Here is a 17,520-nt window from a genome sequence, read left to right as displayed (position 1 = left end):
GTCACCGGGCCGGTAATGGTCCACAGTAAAGCATGGCGATTGGCCCTGTTTGCAGGACCAAGCGCGCCTTAGCGTTCCGTCCATGAACACGTCTCACAGGCGCGGCGCGGTCGGCGCGGGGTCCGCGATGTTCCTCGTCGGCACGCTGACCGCCGTCTCGGCGACCATCTCCGGCTATCCGGTCTTCGGCGGCCAGGCGGTCCGGTACGCCGTCGCCGCGCTCATCCTGCTCGCCGTCGCGCGGTTCGCCGGCGGTCCCGCGCGGCGGCCGTCCGCGCGGGACTGGGCGCTGCTGGCGGCCCTGGCGGCGACCGGGCTGGTCGCGTTCAACGTCTGCATCGTGGCGGCCACCGCGGACACCAGCCCGGCCACGATCGGCACGGTGATCGCGGCGGTCCCGATCGTGCTGGCGCTCGCCGGGCCGCTACTGGAGGGGCGCAGGCCGGCCCCGGCGGTGATCGTGGCGGGCTGCGCGGTGGCGGCCGGCGCGGCGCTCGCGGGCGGGCTCGGCGGCGGGAGCGTCCGCGGGCTGCTGCTCTCGCTGGGCGCGCTGGCGGGCGAGGTGTGCTTCTCGCTGCTGGCCGTCCCGCTGCTCCCCCGGCTCGGCCCGCTGCGGGTGTCCGCCTACTCCGCCGCGCTGGCCGCCCCGATGCTGCTCGCCGCCGGGCTGCTCGCGGACGGGACGGCGGTGCTGCGCGTCCCGACCGCCGCCGAGGCGGCGGGCTTCGGCTACCTGACCGTCGTCGTCACCACGGTCGCGTTCCTGCTCTGGTACGACGCGATCGGCCGGCTCGGCGCCGACCGCGCCGGGCTGTTCGCGGGGCTGGTCCCGGTCAGCGCGCTGGTCACGACGGTCGTGCTCGGCCTCGGCCGGCCGGGCGCCGCCGAGCTGGCGGGGGCCGCGCTGGTCGCGGCGGGCGTCGTGGCGGGGCTGCGCGCGCGGGTCGCCCCCCGTGAACCCGCGCTCCGCGAACCCGTAGCCTGTGAGGCGGCCCCCATCGGAATCGCGCGAGGATCTGCCTGAGATGCCTGAATTCTCCTACACCGACCTGCTGCCGCTCGGCCCGGACGAGACCGACTACCGGCTGCTGACCTCCGACGGCGTGTCCGCGTTCGAAGCGAACGGCCGGACGTTCCTGCAGGTCGAGCCGGAGGCGCTGCGGCTGCTCACCGAGACCGCGATGCGCGACATCGCGCACCTGCTGCGCCCGGCGCACCTCGCGCAGCTCCGCCGGATCCTGGACGATCCCGAGGCGTCCCCGAACGACCGGTTCGTGGCCCTGGACCTGCTGAAGAACGCGGGCATCGCGTCCGGCGGCGTCCTGCCCATGTGCCAGGACACCGGCACCGCCATCGTGATGGGCAAGCGCGGCCAGCACGTCCTGACCGACGGGGCCGACGAGGAGCACATCTCGCGCGGCGTGTACGACGCGTACACGAAGCTGAACCTGCGCTACTCGCAGATGGCGCCCGTCACGATGTGGGACGAGAAGAACACCGGCTCCAACCTGCCCGCGCAGATCGAGCTGTACGCGGCCCCCGGCGACGCCTACAAGTTCCTGTTCATGGCCAAGGGCGGCGGCAGCGCGAACAAGTCGTTCCTGTACCAGGAGACCAAGGCCGTCCTGAACCCGAAGCGGATGATGTCCTTCCTGGAGGAGAAGATCCGCTCGCTCGGCACCGCCGCGTGCCCGCCGTACCACCTGGCGATCGTGGTCGGCGGGACGTCCGCCGAGTACGCGCTGAAGACCGCCAAGTACGCCTCGGCCCACTACCTGGACACGATGCCGACGGAGGGCTCCCCGCTCGGCAACGGCTTCCGCGACCTGGAGCTGGAGCTGCAGGTGTTCGAGCTGACGCAGAAGCTCGGCATCGGCGCCCAGTTCGGCGGCAAGTACTTCTGCCACGACGTGCGGGTGATCCGGCTGCCCCGGCACGGCGCGTCCTGCCCGGTGGCGATCGCGGTGTCGTGCAGCGCCGACCGGCAGGCCCTCGCCAAGATCACCGCGGAGGGCGTGTTCCTGGAGCGGCTGGAGACCGACCCGGCGCAGTACCTGCCCGACACCACCGACGAGCACCTGAACGACGAGGTCGTCCGGATCGACCTGAACCGGCCGATGGACGAGATCCGCGCCGAGCTGACCCGCTACCCGGTGAAGACGCGGCTGTCGCTGACCGGTCCGCTGGTCGTGGCCCGCGACATCGCGCACGCCAAGATCAAGGAGCGGCTGGACGCGGGCGAGCCCATGCCGCAGTACCTGCGCGACCACGCCGTCTACTACGCGGGGCCCGCGAAGACGCCGGAGGGCTACGCGTCCGGCTCGTTCGGCCCGACCACCGCCGGCCGGATGGACTCCTACGTCGAGCAGTTCCAGGCGGCCGGGGGCTCGCTGGTGATGCTGGCCAAGGGCAACCGGTCCAAGCAGGTCACGGACGCGTGCAAGGAGCACGGCGGGTTCTACCTCGGTTCGATCGGCGGCCCCGCCGCCCGCCTCGCCCAGGACTGCATCAAGAAGGTCGAGGTCCTCGAATACCCGGAACTCGGGATGGAGGCCGTCTGGAAGATCGAGGTCGAGGACTTCCCGGCGTTCATCGTGGTGGACGACAAGGGCGAGGATTTCTTCGCCGACACCACCGGCCCCGTCCTCAGCATCGGCAGGCGCTGACCCGCCGCGGCGGCTCTCGGGCGGTCCGCTGGGCGGGCCGTCCGGGAGGCCGCGGGGCGCCCGGCCGCCCGGGTTTCTCGTCAGTAGGTCACAGTATTGGGCCGAAAATATAGTTCCTCCTGAGGTCTCCCGGATGACCGCCTGGCCACTCCGGTATCTTTTCCGCCATGTCACAGTCAGAGCGCCTCGTTCTAGCGACGCGCTACCGGCTGGTCTCGGAAATAGGTCAGGGTGCCAACGGCATCGTCTGGAGAGGGCATGACGAGCTCCTCGATCGCGCTGTGGCGATCAAAGAGCTGCGGCTCCCCGAAGACCTCTCCGAGGACGACCGGGTGGTCTTCTACCGCCGCACCCTGCGGGAGGCGCGCGCGCCCGCTCAGCTGCGCACGCACTCCATCGTCGAGGTGTACGACGTCGTCATCGAGCAGGGCCGCCCCTGGATCGTGATGGAGATGATCGAGGCGCCGAGCCTCGAACAGCTCATCGAGCGGTCGGGCCCGCTCCCGCCCGAACGCGTCGCGCACATCGGCCGCGCCCTGCTGGACGCCCTCAACACCGCGCACAAGGCCGGGATCGTGCACCGCGACCTCAAGCCGAGCAACGTGCTGCTGGACGGCGACCGGGTCGTGCTGACCGACTTCGGGCTCGCGTTCTCCTCCGGCTCGGCGAGCCTGACCAAGACGGGCCACTTCATGGGCTCGCCCGCGTACGTGGCGCCCGAGGTCGCCGCCGGGGAGAAGGCCACCCCCCGGTCGGACCTGTGGTCCCTCGGCGCGACGCTGTACGCGGCGCTGGAGGGCCGCCCCCCGTTCGAGCGCGAGAACGTGATGGCGACGCTGTCCGCGCTGGCGAACGAGTCGACCCCGTCCCCGCAGAACGCGGGCGCGCTCGCGCCCGTCATCACCGGGCTGCTGGAGAAGAACCCGACCCGCCGGCTCAGCCACGCGCGGGCCGTCGACCGGCTGGAGCGGGCCCTCGCCGGGCCGCGCTCGGGCCGCCGCCCGCCGACGCCCCGCTACCGGCTGATGGCCGTGATCGCGCTGATCGGCGCGACCGTCGCGTCCTGCGGTATCGGCGCGACCGCGCTCATCGTCGGCATGATGCGGGAGAGCCCGGGGCCCTCCCCCACCGCCACCACGTCCAGCCCCGCCGGCTCGTCGCAGGCCGCCGCCCCGCCCGGCGTCGCGTCCGCCACGCTGGTCGTGCGGGCCCGCACCGACACGTGCAAGATCTTCGTGTCGGTGCCCGGCAACGCGATGACCGTGCTCAGCGACGAGACCCTGCACAAGGGCGACGCGCGGCGCTACGACCAGCCCCGCCTGAACGCGGTGGTCTACGACGCGTCCGCCTGCGACGTGTGGGTGAACGGCGAGCAGAAGCCGCCCGGGGCGCCCGGCGAGCGCAAGAACTACACCCTGAACAAGGGATGAGCCGGGGCCGGGGGACGGCCCCCGGCCGCACGCGACCCGGGTGCGGGCGGGGAGTGAGAACGCCCACCCCGGGGAATGCGGGAGCCACCTGACAGGCTGCCATGAAGGACGGCAGAAGGTTCGAAGGGGAGGCTTCCATGTCCGAGCAGGAGTTCCGGGTCGAGCACGACTCCATGGGCGAGGTGCGGGTACCGGCGGCGGCCCGGTGGCGGGCGCAGACCCAGCGCGCGGTGGAGAACTTCCCGATCTCCGGGCGGACGCTGGAGCCGTCGCACATCGCCGCGCTCGGCCACATCAAGGCCGCGGCGGCCACGGTCAACGCCGAGCTGGGCGTGCTCGACGCGGACGTCGCCGCCGCGATCACCGAGGCGGCCCGGGAGGTCGCGGACGGCCGCTGGAACGACCAGTTCCCCATCGACGTGTTCCAGACCGGGTCCGGGACGTCGTCCAACATGAACGCCAACGAGGTCGTCGCGACGCTGGCGCAGGAGCGGCTCGGCCGCCCCGTCCATCCGAACGACCACGTGAACGCCTCCCAGTCGTCCAACGACGTGTTCCCCTCCTCGATCCACATCGCGGCGACCGGGGCCGTCCTGACCGAGCTGATCCCCGCGCTGCGGCACCTGGAGGCCGCGCTGTCGCGCAAGGCCGGCGAGTTCCGGACCGTGGTGAAGTCGGGCCGCACCCACCTGATGGACGCCACGCCCGTGACGCTCGGCCAGGAGTTCGGCGGGTACGCGTCGCAGATGCGGCACGGCGTGGAGCGGCTCGAGGCCGTCCTGCCGCGGCTCGCGGAACTCCCGCTCGGCGGGACGGCGGTCGGCACCGGCATCAACACCCCCGAGGGCTTCGCCGCGCGCGTCATCGCGGAGATCGCGCGGGTCACCGGGCTGCCGCTGACCGAGGCCCGCGACCACTTCGAGGCGCAGGGCGCGCGGGACGGCCTGGTCGAGGCGAGCGGCGCGCTGCGCACCGTCGCGGTCGGCCTCACCAAGATCGCCAACGATCTGCGCTGGATGGGGTCCGGGCCGCGCGCCGGGCTCGCCGAGATCCGGCTGCCCGACCTGCAGCCCGGGTCGTCGATCATGCCGGGGAAGGTCAACCCGGTGATCCCGGAGGCGGTGGCGCAGGTCGCCGCGCAGGTCATCGGGAACGACGCGGCGGTCGCGTTCGGCGGCGCGTCCGGCAACTTCGAGCTGAACGTGATGCTGCCGATGCTGGCCCGCAACGTGCTGGAGTCGATCACGCTGCTGGCCAACGCGTCGCGGCTGCTCGCGGACCGCTGCGTGGACGGCATCGAGGCCGACGCCGACCGGATGCGCGAGTACGCCGAGTCGTCGCCGTCGATCGTGACGCCGCTGAACCGCTACATCGGGTACGAGGAGGCGGCGAAGGTCGCCAAGCAGGCGCTCAGGGAGCGCCGGACGATCCGCGAGGTCGTGCTGGAACGCGGCTACGTCGACGACGGGAAGCTGACCGTCGAGCAGCTCGACGCGGCGCTCGACGTGCTCGGCATGACCGGCACGCCGGGCGGCTGGCGCCCCCGCTCCCGCGGCTGAGGCCGCCGGCGGAGGCCGCGCGCGTCCCAGCGGCCCGTACGGGCGCCGGGACGCGCCGAGCCGGGATCAGTACCAGCCGACCGACTGGAAGTGCGACCAGCCGCCGCAGGGCGTCTTGTAGCGGTCCTTGATGTAGCCGAGGCCCCACTTGATCTGGGTGGTGGCGTTGTTCTGCCAGTCGGGGCCGGCGCTCCCCATCTTGGAGCCGGGCAGCGCCTGCGGGATGCCGTAGGCGCCCGACGACGGGTTGGCCGCGTGGGTGTTCCAGCCGCTCTCGCGCTCCCACAGGTTCACCAGGCAGCCGAACTGGCCGTCGCCGGTGAACCCGAAGCTCGGCATGAGCTTCTTGGCGATCTCCTGCGCCTCGCCCTTCGGCACCGGGTCGCCGACCGGGCCACCACCGCCGCCGGCGGCGCCGTCCTTCTTCTTCTCCGGCGTCTTGGTCGGGATCGGGGCGCCCTTGGGCCGCAGGGCCGGGCCCTTGCCGTCGTCCTCGCGCGTCTTGCGGGACGCGCGCTCCAGGGCCAGCTCGCGCCGCTGCTGCTCCAGCACCTTCGGGTCGACCTTGGGCGCGGCGGCGTCCGCCAGCTGCCGGGTCGGCTGGACGGTCGCGGCGCCGTCGCCGGAGTCGCCGGAGCCGCCGGTGAACGCGAGCGCGGCGACCGCGCCGCCGCCGATCACCACGGCGGCACCCGCCGCGACGGCGGCGATCCGCAGGCCGGTGCGCCCGCCGGAGCCGCCGCCGTGCCCGGCGGAGCGCCCGGCGCGGGCGCGGCCCGCGGGGCTCAGCGGCTCGGCGGAGTCGAAGCCGAGAGTGTCGCCGCCGGGAGCGGCGGCGCGGGCGGAGCCGGCGACGCGCACGTCGTCCTCGTGCGGCGCGGACGCCCGCGGGGCCTGCCCCTCGAAGGACGGCTGCCCGAAGGCGGGCTGCTCGAAGGGGGGCTGCGCGGGGGACGGCTGCCCCGCGGCGGGAGACGGCGCCTCGAAGGCGGCCATAGCGTCCGCGACGGGGGCCGGGAGGTCGAAGTTCTGTCGATCGTCTCGCCTAGGGGACCCGGGACGGTCTCCGTACAAGGCGGTCCTTCCGACGGTCGCACGCGCATGGACACGCGCACGAGCTGTTTCCACCCCGGCCCGGCGGACCGCCGGGGGTGCGCGGCTCCGGGCCCGGCCGGCGCCTCGTCCGGGGCGCGTCTTTCGGGGGGCCGCGCACCGGCCTGGCACCGCTCGGGGTGCTTACGAGGAGACACAATGCCGGAGGCCGCGGGCGGCTTCGCAACCGAAACGAGACCGATGCCGCCGACGGCGCCGTTGTCAACTCCCCCGCGGCGGCCCCGAAACGCCCGGCCCGCCTGCGCGTCTCCGCTATTGACGGTGTGACTGTGACCTTAATCACAACTCTACGGTACGAGGTTTGATGATCACGTTCCGTAGGGAAGGGATACGCGTGTTCTGAGACGACGAGACCCCGGCGGCCCGCAGCGGGCCCACCGGGGTCTCCTCATGCGCGCGGCGCCCGGATCAGACGCCCACGTCGCCCAGCATGTCGGTCACCAGCTCGGCGATCGGCGACCGCTCCGACCTGGTCAGCGTCACGTGCGCGAAGAGCGGGTGGCCCTTCAAACGTTCCACCACGGCCGCGACCCCGTCGTGCCGCCCCACCCGCAGGTTGTCGCGCTGCGCCACGTCATGGGTCAGCACGACCCGCGACCCGGCGCCGATCCGCGACAGGACGGTCAGCAGCACGCCGCGCTCCAGCGACTGCGCCTCGTCCACGATCACGAACGCGTCGTGCAGCGAGCGGCCCCGGATGTGGGTGAGCGGCAGAACCTCCAGCATCCCCCGGTCGAGGACCTCGTCGATGACCTCCGGCGTCGTCACCGCCGACAGCGTGTCGTAGACGGCCTGCGCCCACGGCGACATCTTCTCGTTCTCCGAGCCCGGCAGGTAGCCGAGATCCTGGCCGCCGACCGCGTACAGCGGGCGGAACACCACGACCTTGCGGTGCCGGCGCCGCTCCATGACGGCCTCCAGGCCGGCGCACAGCGCGAGGGCCGACTTCCCGGTGCCGGCCCGCCCGCCGAGCGAGACGATGCCGACGTCCTCGTCCATCAGCAGGTCGAGCGCGATCCGCTGCTCCGCGGACCGGCCGCGCAGCCCGAACACCTCGCGGTCGCCGCGCACCAGCTTCACCGACTTGTCCGGCAGCGTGCGGCCGAGCGCGGAGCCGCGCTCCGACAGCAGCCGCAGCCCCGTGTGGCAGGGCAGGTCCCGCGCCTCCTCCAGGTCGGCGGTTCCCGAGTCGTACAGCTCCTCGACGGCGCCGGCGGTCACCTCCAGCTCGCGCATGCCGGTCCAGCCGGACTCCACGACCGCGAGCTCGGCCCGGTACTCCTCGGCGGCGAGCCCGACCGCGGACGCCTTCACCCGCATCGGCAGGTCCTTGGAGACGAGCACGACGTCCCGTCCCTCGTGCGCGAGCCACCCGGCCACCGACAGGATCCGGGTGTCGTTGTCACCGAGCCGGAACCCGTCCGGCAGGACGCTCGGGTCGGAGTGGTTCAGCTCGACCCGGAGCGTGCCGCCCTGGTCGCCGAGCGGCCCCTCGACGGACACGGCCTCGTCCAGCCGCCCGTGCCGCAGCCGCAGGTCGTCCAGCGTGCGCAGCGCCTGCCGGGCGAAGTACCCGAGCTCGGGGTGGTGGCGCTTGGCCTCCAACTCGGAGATCACGACGATGGGGAGTACGACCTCGTGCTCGGCGAACCGGGTCAGCGCCCCGGGGTCGGCGAGCAGGACGCTGGTGTCGAGGACGTACGTGCGCCGCTCCCGGTCCTGGTGGGGGGACGACCCCCCACTCCCCCCGGAAAGGCCCGGGACCTTGGTTCCGGAGGAGTTCCCGGACGTGCCGGGACGGCGCGCGGAGGATGTGGCCACTCGATCTCCCTGGGAATGGGGAACCTACGGGTGGCGCCCAGGTCCGCCCAGGGGGCGGTGGTCCGCTGGGGACGGTCAGGTACCGTAGCGCCGGTGCCGCGCGGCGTAGGAGCGCATCGCCCGGAGGAAGTCGACCTTGCGGAAGTCCGGCCAGTGGACCTCGCAGAAGTAGAACTCCGAGTGGGCGCTCTGCCAGAGCATGAAGCCGGAGAGCCGCTGCTCGCCCGAGGTGCGGATGACCAGGTCCGGGTCCGGCTGGCCGCGCGTGTAGAGATGCTCCGCGATGTGCTCCACGTCGAGGGACTCGGCGAGTTCCTCGATGCTGGTGCCCCGGCTCGCCTGCTCGATGAGCAGTGAGCGCACCGCATCAGCGATCTCACGCCTACCTCCATACCCAACGGCGACGTTCACAATCAGGCCGGGAGCGCCGGATGTGGTCTCGGCCGCGTCTTTCAGGACACGTGCCGTCTTGTCGGGCAGGAGGTCGAGGGCGCCGACGGGCTTGACGTGCCAGCCGTCGGCGGCGAGCTTGCGGACGGTGTTCTCGATGATCTCCAGCAGCGGGTCGAGCTGGTCCGCGGGGCGGTTCAGGTTGTCGGTGGACAGCAGCCACAGCGTGACGACCTCGACCCCGGCCTCGGCGCTCCACTGCAGCAGTTCGGAGATCTTCTGGGCGCCGCGCTGGTGCCCGGTGTTGACGTCGGCCAGCCCCATCGACCTGGCCCAACGCCGGTTCCCGTCCAGTATCACGCCGACGTGGCGGGGGATGACGTCGGTCGGCAGGTCGGCCTCGACGCGGCGCTCGTACAGTCGGTAGACGACGTCGCGGACGGCCCCGTACGGGCCGCTGCGGCGGATCGCGGAGACGAGCCGCCCGCCCTCGGCGGGACGGCGGCGCGCGCCCTCGCTGCGCCCGCCGCGCGGCTGCCCGCTCCGCGGATTTCCCGTACGCCGAACCCCCATCTGGGCTTCCCTCCGAGCGACCCGTCCCTGCCGGGAAGAACGCTCAATTATGGCCCGGCGGGGACAGTTCTCCCGCCGATACGGGAAAGCCGGGTGCCGCGCGGCACGTCCGGTACGGGCCGTGGCCGGTTCCGGCGCGGCCCGGCGCGGCCCGGCGGGGCCGCGCCGGTCGGGCGGTCTCAGGCCTTCGGGCCGGCGGCGCGGGCGCGCTCGACGTGCTGCAGCGCGGTGCGCAGCTCGGCGAGCCACGCGTCGGTGTTCTTGCCGACGAGCCGGACGCACCAGGCGAGCGCGTCGCTGCGGCTGCGCGCGACGCCGGCGTCCACGAGCGTGTCCAGGACGCGCCGCTCGGGCTGCCGGAGCCGGGTCATGACCGGCACCGACAGGTGGGTGAACATCTCGCGCTCGCCGTCGCACTCGACGCCCCAGGAGACCTTGTAGCCGAAGCGCTGCTCGGCCTCGCGCGCGATGCCGATGCGGCGCTCGCGGGTCTCCTCGCGGAAGCGCTGGACGTGCCCGGCGACCACGCCGGACCGCTCCGCGCCCGACACCGCGGCGGCGGCGGCCGGCAGCGGCAGCCGGCCGATGACGCTGGCCTCCTCGCGGTCGAGGACGACCTCGGGCGCGCCTTCGAACCACCCGTCCGGAAGCCGCCCGGAGAACCAGCCGCGGAGTTCTTCCACCGCTTCACTCGTACTCATGTAATCAAAATTACAGCGCATACCCGGACGGGCGCCAGCCTTCCCCTCGATTGACACGCGACCTCTTTTGAGAGTTACTTTCATTTCATAGTTCGACTCATTTGGAGGTTGCTCTCATGTCCGTGGGGTACGCCCGGCGCTGGATCGGGCTGTCGGCCCTGGCGCTGAGCATGCTGGCGCTCGGCTTCGACCTGACGATCCTCAACGTGGCGCTGACGACGCTGTCGGAGGAGCTGGACGCGAGCACCAGCGAGCTGCAGTGGATCGTCGACTCCTACCTGCTCGTCTTCGCGGCCGTGCTGCTCCCCGCGGGGCTGCTCGGCGACCGGCTCGGCCGCAAGCGGCTGCTGCTGGCCGGCCTCGCCGTCTTCGGCGCCGCCTCGCTCGCCGGGGCGTTCGCGGGCGGCACCGGCGGCGTCATCGCCGCCCGCGCGTTCATGGGGCTCGGCGCGGCGGTCGTCCTGCCGCTGTCCATGTCGATGCTTCCGGCGATCTTCCCGCCGGAGGAGCGCACCCGGGCCGTCGCGATCTGGGCGGCCGCGAACGCGGTCGGGCTGCCGCTCGGCCCGCTGCTCGGCGGCTGGCTGCTGGAGCACTACTGGTGGGGCTCGATCTTCCTGATCAACGTCCCGGTGGTGGCGGCCGGCGGCCTCGCGGTCGCCTTCCTGCTGCCCGAGACCCGGGACCCGGCGGCGCCGCGCGTCGACCTCCCCGGCGCACTGCTGTCGATGGGCGGGCTCGTGGCGCTGGTGTACGGCGTCATCGAGGCGCCCGTCCGCGGCTGGGGCGACCCGGTGTCGGTCGCCGCGTTCGCCCTCGCCGCCCTCCTGCTCACCGGCTTCGTGGCCTGGGAGCGGCGCGCCGCGCAGCCGATGCTGAACCTGCGGCTGTTCCGCGACCGCGCGTTCGTGTGGGCGATGGTCGCCGCCGTCACCGCGAACCTGCTGCTCGGCGGGCTCCTGTTCGTCCTGCCGCAGTACCTGGAGGCCGTCCAGGGCAGCGACGTCTTCGAGACCGGGCTGAAGATCGTCCCGATGCTGGCGGGGCTGCTGGCCGGCGCGGTCGCCACCGACCGCGCGGCGGCCCGCACCGGACACAAGCCGATCATGGTCGCGGGCCTGCTGGTGCTGGCCGCCGGGCTCGGCTGGGCCGCGTTCACCGAGGCCGGCGACGGCTACGGCACCACCGTCCCGTGGCTCGTCGTCATCGGGCTCGGCTCCGGCCTCACCCTCATCCCGGCGATGGACGCGGTCCTCGCCGCCCTCCCCGCCGAGGAGGCCGGACGCGGCTCCGGGCTCGTCCAGACGCTCCGCCAGACCGGCGGGACGCTCGGCGTCGCCGGCCTCGGCAGCCTGCTGGCCGCCGTCTACCGCGACCATGTCGGCACCGGCCACCTGCCCGCCGACGCGGCCGCCGCCGCCCGCGACTCCATCGGCGGCGCCGTCCGCGTCGCGGGCCGCCTCGACGACGGGGCGCTGCTCGCGTCCGCGCGCGACGCCTACGTCCAGGGCATGGACGCCGTGTTCGCCGCGTGCGGCGCCGGCTCCCTCGTCGCGGCCGTCCTGCTGTGGCTGTTCATGCCGCGCCGTGGACGGGAGGATGCGGCCCCCGCCGCCGATGCCCGACAATCGGACCATGAGCCCGTCGTCCCCTGAGCACGCGATCGACCGCATGGAGGACCGGCTGGCCCGGCTGCCGCTGCGGGAGCGCAAGAAGCTGCGGACCCGGAGGGCGATCCAGGACCACGCCCTCCGGATGTTCGCCGAGCAGGGGTACGACGAGACGACGGTCGAGCAGATCGCGGCGGCGGCGGAGATCTCGCCGAGCACGTTCTTCCGCTACTTCCCCACCAAGGAAGACGTCGTGGTCACCGACGTGTACGACCCGATCATGGCGGAGGTCCTGCGCGACCAGCCGCCCGAGATGCCGCCGGTCGAGGCGCTGCGCGCCATGCTCCGGGAGATCCTGCCGCAGCTGTACGAGAGCGACCTGGAAGCCCTGAAGACCCGGCTGCGGCTCACCGCCGACGTCCCCTCCCTCCGCGGCCGCACGTTCGAGTCGATGCGGGCGACGTTCGAGATCCTCAGCGAAGTCTTCGCCGAACGGACCGGCCGCGCCGCCGACGACCCGGAGGTGGAGGCGTTCGGCTGGGCGGTCCTCGGCGTCCTCCAAGCCGCCCTGTACCGCCTGATCGACGGCAAGACCACCTACGAGGACCTCCCGGCCCAGATAGACCACAACCTCGAGTTCCTAGCCCAAGGCTGCCCGTTGTAATTCAGAGGCACCCCAAGAAGCCAGGAGTCCGGCCCCCGGCCACGGGCAGGCACGCGGAGCGAGCTCTGCGAGCGCAGCGGGCCTGCCCGCCGGTCGGCGGGCTGTTTCACGAGACGCGCCAGCGGATCGGGAAACGGCCCGCCGACCGTGACGGGGGTTCCAGGGGGTCGCCCCCCTGGGCCAACACAGCCGCCCCCCTGGGCGAACTCAGCCGCCTATCGCTCCGGCTACTTTTGCGGCGGTTTGGGGGTTGACCCTCACCGCGCCGCGCATGTTGCGGGTGTAGACGTTCTGGACCTGGACGACGGTGCCGCGGCGCGGGGCGGCGATCATCTTGCCGTTGCCCAGGTAGAGGGCGATGTGCGAGATGTAGCCGGGGGCCGTCGGGTCGTTCGCCCAGATGAGCATGTCGCCGGGCTGCGCCTTGCTGTAGGGGATCACCCAGCCGGCGCGGGCCTGGTCGGCGGCGACGCGCGGGAGGCGGATGCCCGCCTTGGCGAAGGCGTACTGCATCAGGCCGGAGCAGTCGTAGCCGCCCTCGGCCTCGGACTCGCCGCCCCACACGTACGGCCAGCCGAGCCGGGTGTAGGCGGCCTTGATCACCGTCTGGACCTGCTGGGCGGTCATGACGCGGCCGTTGGCGGTGGGGACGTCGCCGGCCTTCGGGAAGTCGATCTCCGGGTTGACGGCGACGGCCTTGGCCTGCTTCGGCAGGTGCTTGCGCAGCTTCTTGATGAACGTCTTCGGCTGGCTCTTCGGGACGCTGATCAGCATCGCGTTGCCGCTCGGCATGCCGAGGGCCTGCGCGGTGGTGTGCGAGATGACCGCGTCGACGTCGCTGATGCCCATGGTGGCGTAGGCGCCGACGCGCAGCTGCGACTGGCTGCGGGTGCCGCCGACCGGGACCTGGCTGCCGAGCTTGACGCCGCCGTCGCTGCCCATCGTGAAGGAGATCGCGACGTCGCCGGACGCCAGGTTGCGCCAGAGGGCGTCCGACTTCGCGGTCGGCTTCGGCGTGTAGTTGCGGAACGTGGACGGGTTCACGCCCATCAGCCCGACCCGCTTGCCCGCGACCATGCCCTGCACGGCGTCCACGACCTCGACGCCCTGCACGCCCTTGGCGCCGCGGACCTTGCGGACGAAGTCGTCCGGCAGGGTCGTCGGGGCCGCCACGAGCACGTGCGGGGTGAGCCGCCTGCCGAGCGGCGCGACCGCCGTGGGCGACAGGGTGGTGCTGCCGGACGCGGCCACGTAGCGGGCGCGCTTCTCCTCGGTCCGGCTTGCCTGCGCCGGGGGCCCGTCGTCGTGCGCGACGAGGACGGCCACGTTCGCGGCGAGGGTCGTCAGCACCGAAACGCCGATGATCGTCGGTAGGACCCGGCGGTTCGGCTTGCGCACTGCCACACTCCTCGAGGTCGCCCTGCCGGCTCCGCCGGCCCCGGGACACGACTATGGATCAGCCTGTCGGCCACCGTCCAGATACCCGGCCCGCCGCCTCGGCATCCTCGCCCGTCATGCCGCATCGGGTCAGTTCCGTCCCGGCTACTCAGTGGTAACACCAAGCGGGCACGAGATCAAGGTCACAGTGCCACAAAGTGGACCATCAGTCCAATTGCCCGCGGAGTTCGCGGGTCAGGTCGGCGCGCGTCGTCACGGGCAGGCGGCACACGAAACCGCGGCACACGTACGCCGACGGCACCCCGTCCACCAGGCCGCGTCCCTCCAGGAGCGGGACGCCCTCCGCGTCCGGCGGGCCGACGCTGACCACCGCGCCGGGCGCGACCGCCATCAGGGCCGTGCGGTGCAGCTCCCGAGTGCGCTCGTCGGCCGGGTCGCCGATCACCGCGATCTCCACCGGGCCGGTCGCGCGCGCCTCGGCCACGGCCAGGCCCCAGCCCGCGAACCGCGCGTGCTCGGCGGCGAGCGTCGTGGCGGGGGCCAGCGCGGCCTCGGCGGCCTGCCGGTGCCAGTCCGACCCGGTGAGCGCGGCGAAGGACAGCAGTGCGCCCGCCGCCGCGAACTGGCCGGACGGCGTCGCGTTGTCGGTCGGGTCCTGCGGGCGGCGGAACAGCCGCTCCGCGTCGTCGGCCGTGTCGTAGAAGCCGCCGGAGCCGTCCGCGAACCGTTCGAGGACGGTGTTCAGCAGCTCGCCCGCCATCCGCACGTGGTGCGGGTCGCCGGTGACGCCGTGCAGGGCGATCAGGCCCTCCGCCACGTCGGCGTAGTCCTCCAGGACGCCGGAGTTGGCGCCCGCGACCCCGTCCTTGGACGTGCGCGTCAGGCGTCCGTCGCGCTCGTGGACGTCCATCAGGAGGCGCGCCACCTCTTCGGCCGCCCGGACGAGGTCGGGACGGTCGAACAGCGCGCCGCACTCGGCCAGCGCGGCGATGGCGAGGCCGTTCCAGGCGGCCACGACCTTGTCGTCCCGCGCGGGAGGGATCCTGTGCGCGCGCGCCGCCAGCAGGGTCGTTCGGATGCGCTCGTAACGGTCGGCGTCTTCCGGGTCGGTCAGGAGTTGGAGCACCGACGTGCCGTGCTCGAACGTGCCCGTGACGTTGAAGAGGCGCTCGGCGAACGCGCCGTCCTCGTCGCCCAGCACCTCGTGGAGCTGCGCCGGCGTCCAGACGTAGTACTTGCCCTCGACGCCCTCGCTGTCGGCGTCGAGTGCTGAGGCGAGACCGCCTTCGGTGGTTCGCAGGTCGCGGAGCATCCAGTCGCACGTCTCCAGCGCGACGCGCCGCGCGAACGGCGTCCCGGTGAGCCGCCACCAGTGCGCGTAGACGCGCGCCAGGAGCGCGTTGTCGTAGAGCATCTTCTCGAAGTGGGGGACGACCCAGCCCGCGTCCACCGAGTACCGCGCGAAGCCGCCGCCGAGCTGGTCGTACATGCCGCCCCTGGCCATCGCCTCCAGGGTGTGCGACGCCATCTCGATCGCCCGCTCGTCGCCCGTGCGCGCGTGGTGGCGCAGCAGGAACTCCAGTGCCATCGACGGCGGGAACTTCGGCGCGCCGCCGAACCCGCCGCGCTCGGGGTCGTAGGCGGTGTCGAGCGCCGCCACCGCCCGGGCGAGCGCCTCCTCGCCGGGCGCCTCGTCGCCGGCCAGGCCCGACCCGCGCGAGGTGAGCGCCGCGACGACCTGCTGCCCCTGCCCGGCCACCTCGTCCCGCTGCTCCGTCCACGCCTTGTGGACGGCCTGCAGCAGCGCCCGGAACTGCGCGCGCGGGAAGTAGGTGCCGCAGTAGAACGGATGCCCCTCCGGGGTCATGAACACCGTCATCGGCCACCCGCCCTGGCCGGTCATGGCCTGGGTCGCCTCCATGTAGACGGCGTCGATGTCCGGCCGCTCCTCGCGGTCCACCTTGATGTTCACGAACAGCTCGTTCATGACCCGGGCGACCTCGTCGTCCTCGAAGGACTGATGAGCCATGACGTGGCACCAGTGGCACGCGGCGTACCCGACGGACAGCAGGACGGGGACGTCGCGGCGGCGCGCCTCGGCGAACGCCTCGTCGGTCCACTCCCACCAGTCCACCGGGTTCCCGGCGTGCTGGAGCAGGTACGGGCTTGTCGCGTCCTTGAGCCGGTTCATGCCCCCGATCCTGCCCGATCCGGCCTGCGCCTCACCCCCCGCCTACGCGGACAGATCGGCCAGGGCGGACTCGATGGCGCGGTGGAAGGTGGGGTAGGCGTAGATCATGTCGCGCAGGACGGCCGTGGGCGTCTCGGTGTGCACGGCGACGGCGAGGAAGCCGAGGACCTCGCCGCCGGCCGGGCCCGCGGCGGTGGCGCCGACCAGGGTGCCCCACTCGGGGTTCTCGACGAGCTTGACGAAGCCGTCGTTGCCGGCCTTCTGGATCCACCCGCGCGTCGAGTCGGGGATTTGCGCCGTGCCGGTGCGGACGGGCAGGTTCTGGTCGCGGGCCTGGGCCTCGGTGAGGCCGACCGAGCCGATCTCGGGGTCGGTGAAGGTGACGCGGGGCACGGCGCGGTAGGCGGCGGGCGGGCCCTCCTCGCCGAGGATGTCGCGGACGGCGATCGCGCCCTGGTACATGGAGACGTGCGTGAACGCGCCCATGCCAGTGATGTCGCCGATCGCCCACACGCCGTCTGCGGCGCGCATGTGGCCGTCCACGGAGAGCCGGCGGGCGTCCTCGTCCAGGCCGACGTGCGCGAGGCCGAGGCCCTTCAGGTTGGGGCGGCGGCCGGTCGCGACGAGGAGGCGTTCGGCGGGCAGGGCCTCGTCGCCGAGGCGCATCGTGAACTCGGTGCCGTCGTGGCCGACGCCGGTGACGTCCACGCCGGTGCGGACGCCGATGCCCTCGCGCTCGAAGACGTCCCGGATCAGGGCGCTCGACTCCGGTTCCTCGTTGAGCAGGAGCCGGTCGGCCGCCTCCACGACGGTGACGCGGGTGCCGAACCGGGAGAAGACCTGCGCCATCTCCGCGCCGACGACACCGCCGCCGAGGACGATCAGCGACGCGGGGACCTCGGTCGCCTGGACGGCCTCCCGGTTCGTCCAGAACGGCGTGTCCGCGAGGCCGTCGATGGGCGGGGCGGCCGGGGCCGTGCCGGTGTTGAGCAGGATGCCCCGGCGCGCGCGGAACACCTGGTCGTTCACCGTGACCTCGCCCGGCGCGGTGATGCGGCCCTCACCGCGCACCAACCGCACGCCCATGCCGGTGAGGCGGTCGGCGGCGGCCTTGTCGTCCCACGAGTCGGTCGCCTCGTCGCGGATGCGGGCGGCCACCGGACCCCAGTCGGGGGCGACGGTCGACTCCCCCGCCATCCCGGGGACGCGGCGGGCCTCTTCGAGCAGCCCTGCGGCGCGCACCATCATCTTGGTCGGGACGCAGGCGTAGTACGGGCATTCGCCGCCGACCAGGCGGGACTCCACGGCGGCGACGGACAGGCCCGCCTCCGCCAGCCGCCCGGCCGCGTCCTCTCCCCCGGGGCCCAGCCCGATCACCACGACATCGACTTCGTCAGCCATGCC

At 73.1% G+C, this 17,520-nt stretch carries 13 protein-coding genes; 6 read left to right on the top strand and 7 right to left on the bottom strand.

What is annotated here, in order from left to right:
• The first annotated feature begins 82 nt into the window (after positions 1-82).
• From AB0K34_RS17535 to AB0K34_RS17520, 4 genes are all read left to right on the top strand, one after another.
• Complete coding sequence (locus AB0K34_RS17535) at positions 83-1,024, top strand: EamA family transporter (protein WP_138641981.1); 942 nt, start codon at positions 83-85, stop codon at positions 1,022-1,024.
• Position 1,025: 1 nt separating this feature from the next.
• Complete coding sequence (locus tag AB0K34_RS17530) at positions 1,026-2,666, top strand: fumarate hydratase (RefSeq protein ID WP_301178082.1); 1,641 nt, start codon at positions 1,026-1,028, stop codon at positions 2,664-2,666.
• Positions 2,667-2,833: 167 nt separating this feature from the next.
• Positions 2,834-4,096, top strand: a complete 1,263-nt coding sequence (locus AB0K34_RS17525) for a serine/threonine-protein kinase (RefSeq protein ID WP_138641983.1) — start codon at positions 2,834-2,836, stop codon at positions 4,094-4,096.
• A gap of 137 nt (positions 4,097-4,233) precedes the next feature.
• Entirely contained in the window at positions 4,234-5,655 is a 1,422-nt protein-coding gene (locus AB0K34_RS17520) for a class II fumarate hydratase (RefSeq protein WP_301178081.1), read from the top strand.
• A gap of 66 nt (positions 5,656-5,721) precedes the next feature.
• On the opposite strand, the gene AB0K34_RS17515 is transcribed toward AB0K34_RS17520, so the two are convergent.
• From AB0K34_RS17515 to AB0K34_RS17500, 4 genes are all read right to left on the bottom strand, one after another.
• Positions 5,722-6,651, bottom strand: coding sequence for a lytic transglycosylase domain-containing protein (locus tag AB0K34_RS17515; RefSeq protein ID WP_364549682.1), 930 nt, complete (start codon positions 6,649-6,651; stop codon positions 5,722-5,724).
• Positions 6,652-7,176: 525 nt separating this feature from the next.
• The gene (locus tag AB0K34_RS17510; protein ID WP_138637005.1) at positions 7,177-8,589 is read right to left on the bottom strand and encodes a PhoH family protein; all 1,413 of its coding nucleotides are present in this window, start codon (positions 8,587-8,589) and stop codon (positions 7,177-7,179) included.
• A gap of 75 nt (positions 8,590-8,664) precedes the next feature.
• Positions 8,665-9,552, bottom strand: a complete 888-nt coding sequence (locus AB0K34_RS17505) for an isoprenyl transferase (protein ID WP_138637006.1) — start codon at positions 9,550-9,552, stop codon at positions 8,665-8,667.
• A gap of 179 nt (positions 9,553-9,731) precedes the next feature.
• Entirely contained in the window at positions 9,732-10,253 is a 522-nt protein-coding gene (locus AB0K34_RS17500; RefSeq protein ID WP_138637007.1) for a hypothetical protein, read from the bottom strand.
• Positions 10,254-10,369: 116 nt separating this feature from the next.
• On the opposite strand from AB0K34_RS17500, the gene AB0K34_RS17495 reads away from it, so the two are divergent.
• Together AB0K34_RS17495 and AB0K34_RS17490 are read left to right on the top strand one after the other, a co-directional pair.
• Positions 10,370-11,908, top strand: a complete 1,539-nt coding sequence (locus tag AB0K34_RS17495) for an MFS transporter (RefSeq protein WP_301177893.1) — start codon at positions 10,370-10,372, stop codon at positions 11,906-11,908.
• Complete coding sequence (locus tag AB0K34_RS17490; RefSeq protein WP_364549679.1) at positions 11,889-12,527, top strand: TetR family transcriptional regulator; 639 nt, start codon at positions 11,889-11,891, stop codon at positions 12,525-12,527. The genes AB0K34_RS17495 and AB0K34_RS17490 overlap by 20 nt, the downstream gene beginning before the upstream one ends.
• A 207-nt stretch (positions 12,528-12,734) precedes the next feature.
• Here the strand turns inward: AB0K34_RS17490 and AB0K34_RS17485 are convergent, their stop codons facing one another.
• The 3 genes from AB0K34_RS17485 to AB0K34_RS17475 form a co-directional block, all read right to left on the bottom strand.
• Entirely contained in the window at positions 12,735-13,925 is a 1,191-nt protein-coding gene (locus AB0K34_RS17485; protein WP_364549677.1) for a C40 family peptidase, read from the bottom strand.
• Between the two features lie 205 nt (positions 13,926-14,130).
• Positions 14,131-16,116: a thioredoxin domain-containing protein gene (locus tag AB0K34_RS17480; RefSeq protein ID WP_301177895.1), complete on the bottom strand. Its 1,986-nt coding sequence runs from the start codon at positions 16,114-16,116 to the stop codon at positions 14,131-14,133.
• A 42-nt stretch (positions 16,117-16,158) separates the two neighbouring features.
• Positions 16,159-17,517 (bottom strand): NAD(P)/FAD-dependent oxidoreductase, encoded by a 1,359-nt coding sequence (locus AB0K34_RS17475; RefSeq protein WP_364549675.1) that lies wholly within the window; start codon positions 17,515-17,517, stop codon positions 16,159-16,161.
• Positions 17,518-17,520 lie beyond the last annotated feature (3 nt).

The sequence above is a fragment of the Actinomadura sp. NPDC049382 genome (assembly GCF_040677125.1).
Taxonomy (GTDB): Bacteria; Actinomycetota; Actinomycetes; order Streptosporangiales; family Streptosporangiaceae; genus Spirillospora; species Spirillospora geliboluensis.
The sequence above is the reverse complement of the archived record's forward strand: the minus strand, read 5'-3'. Positions and strand labels throughout refer to the sequence as shown.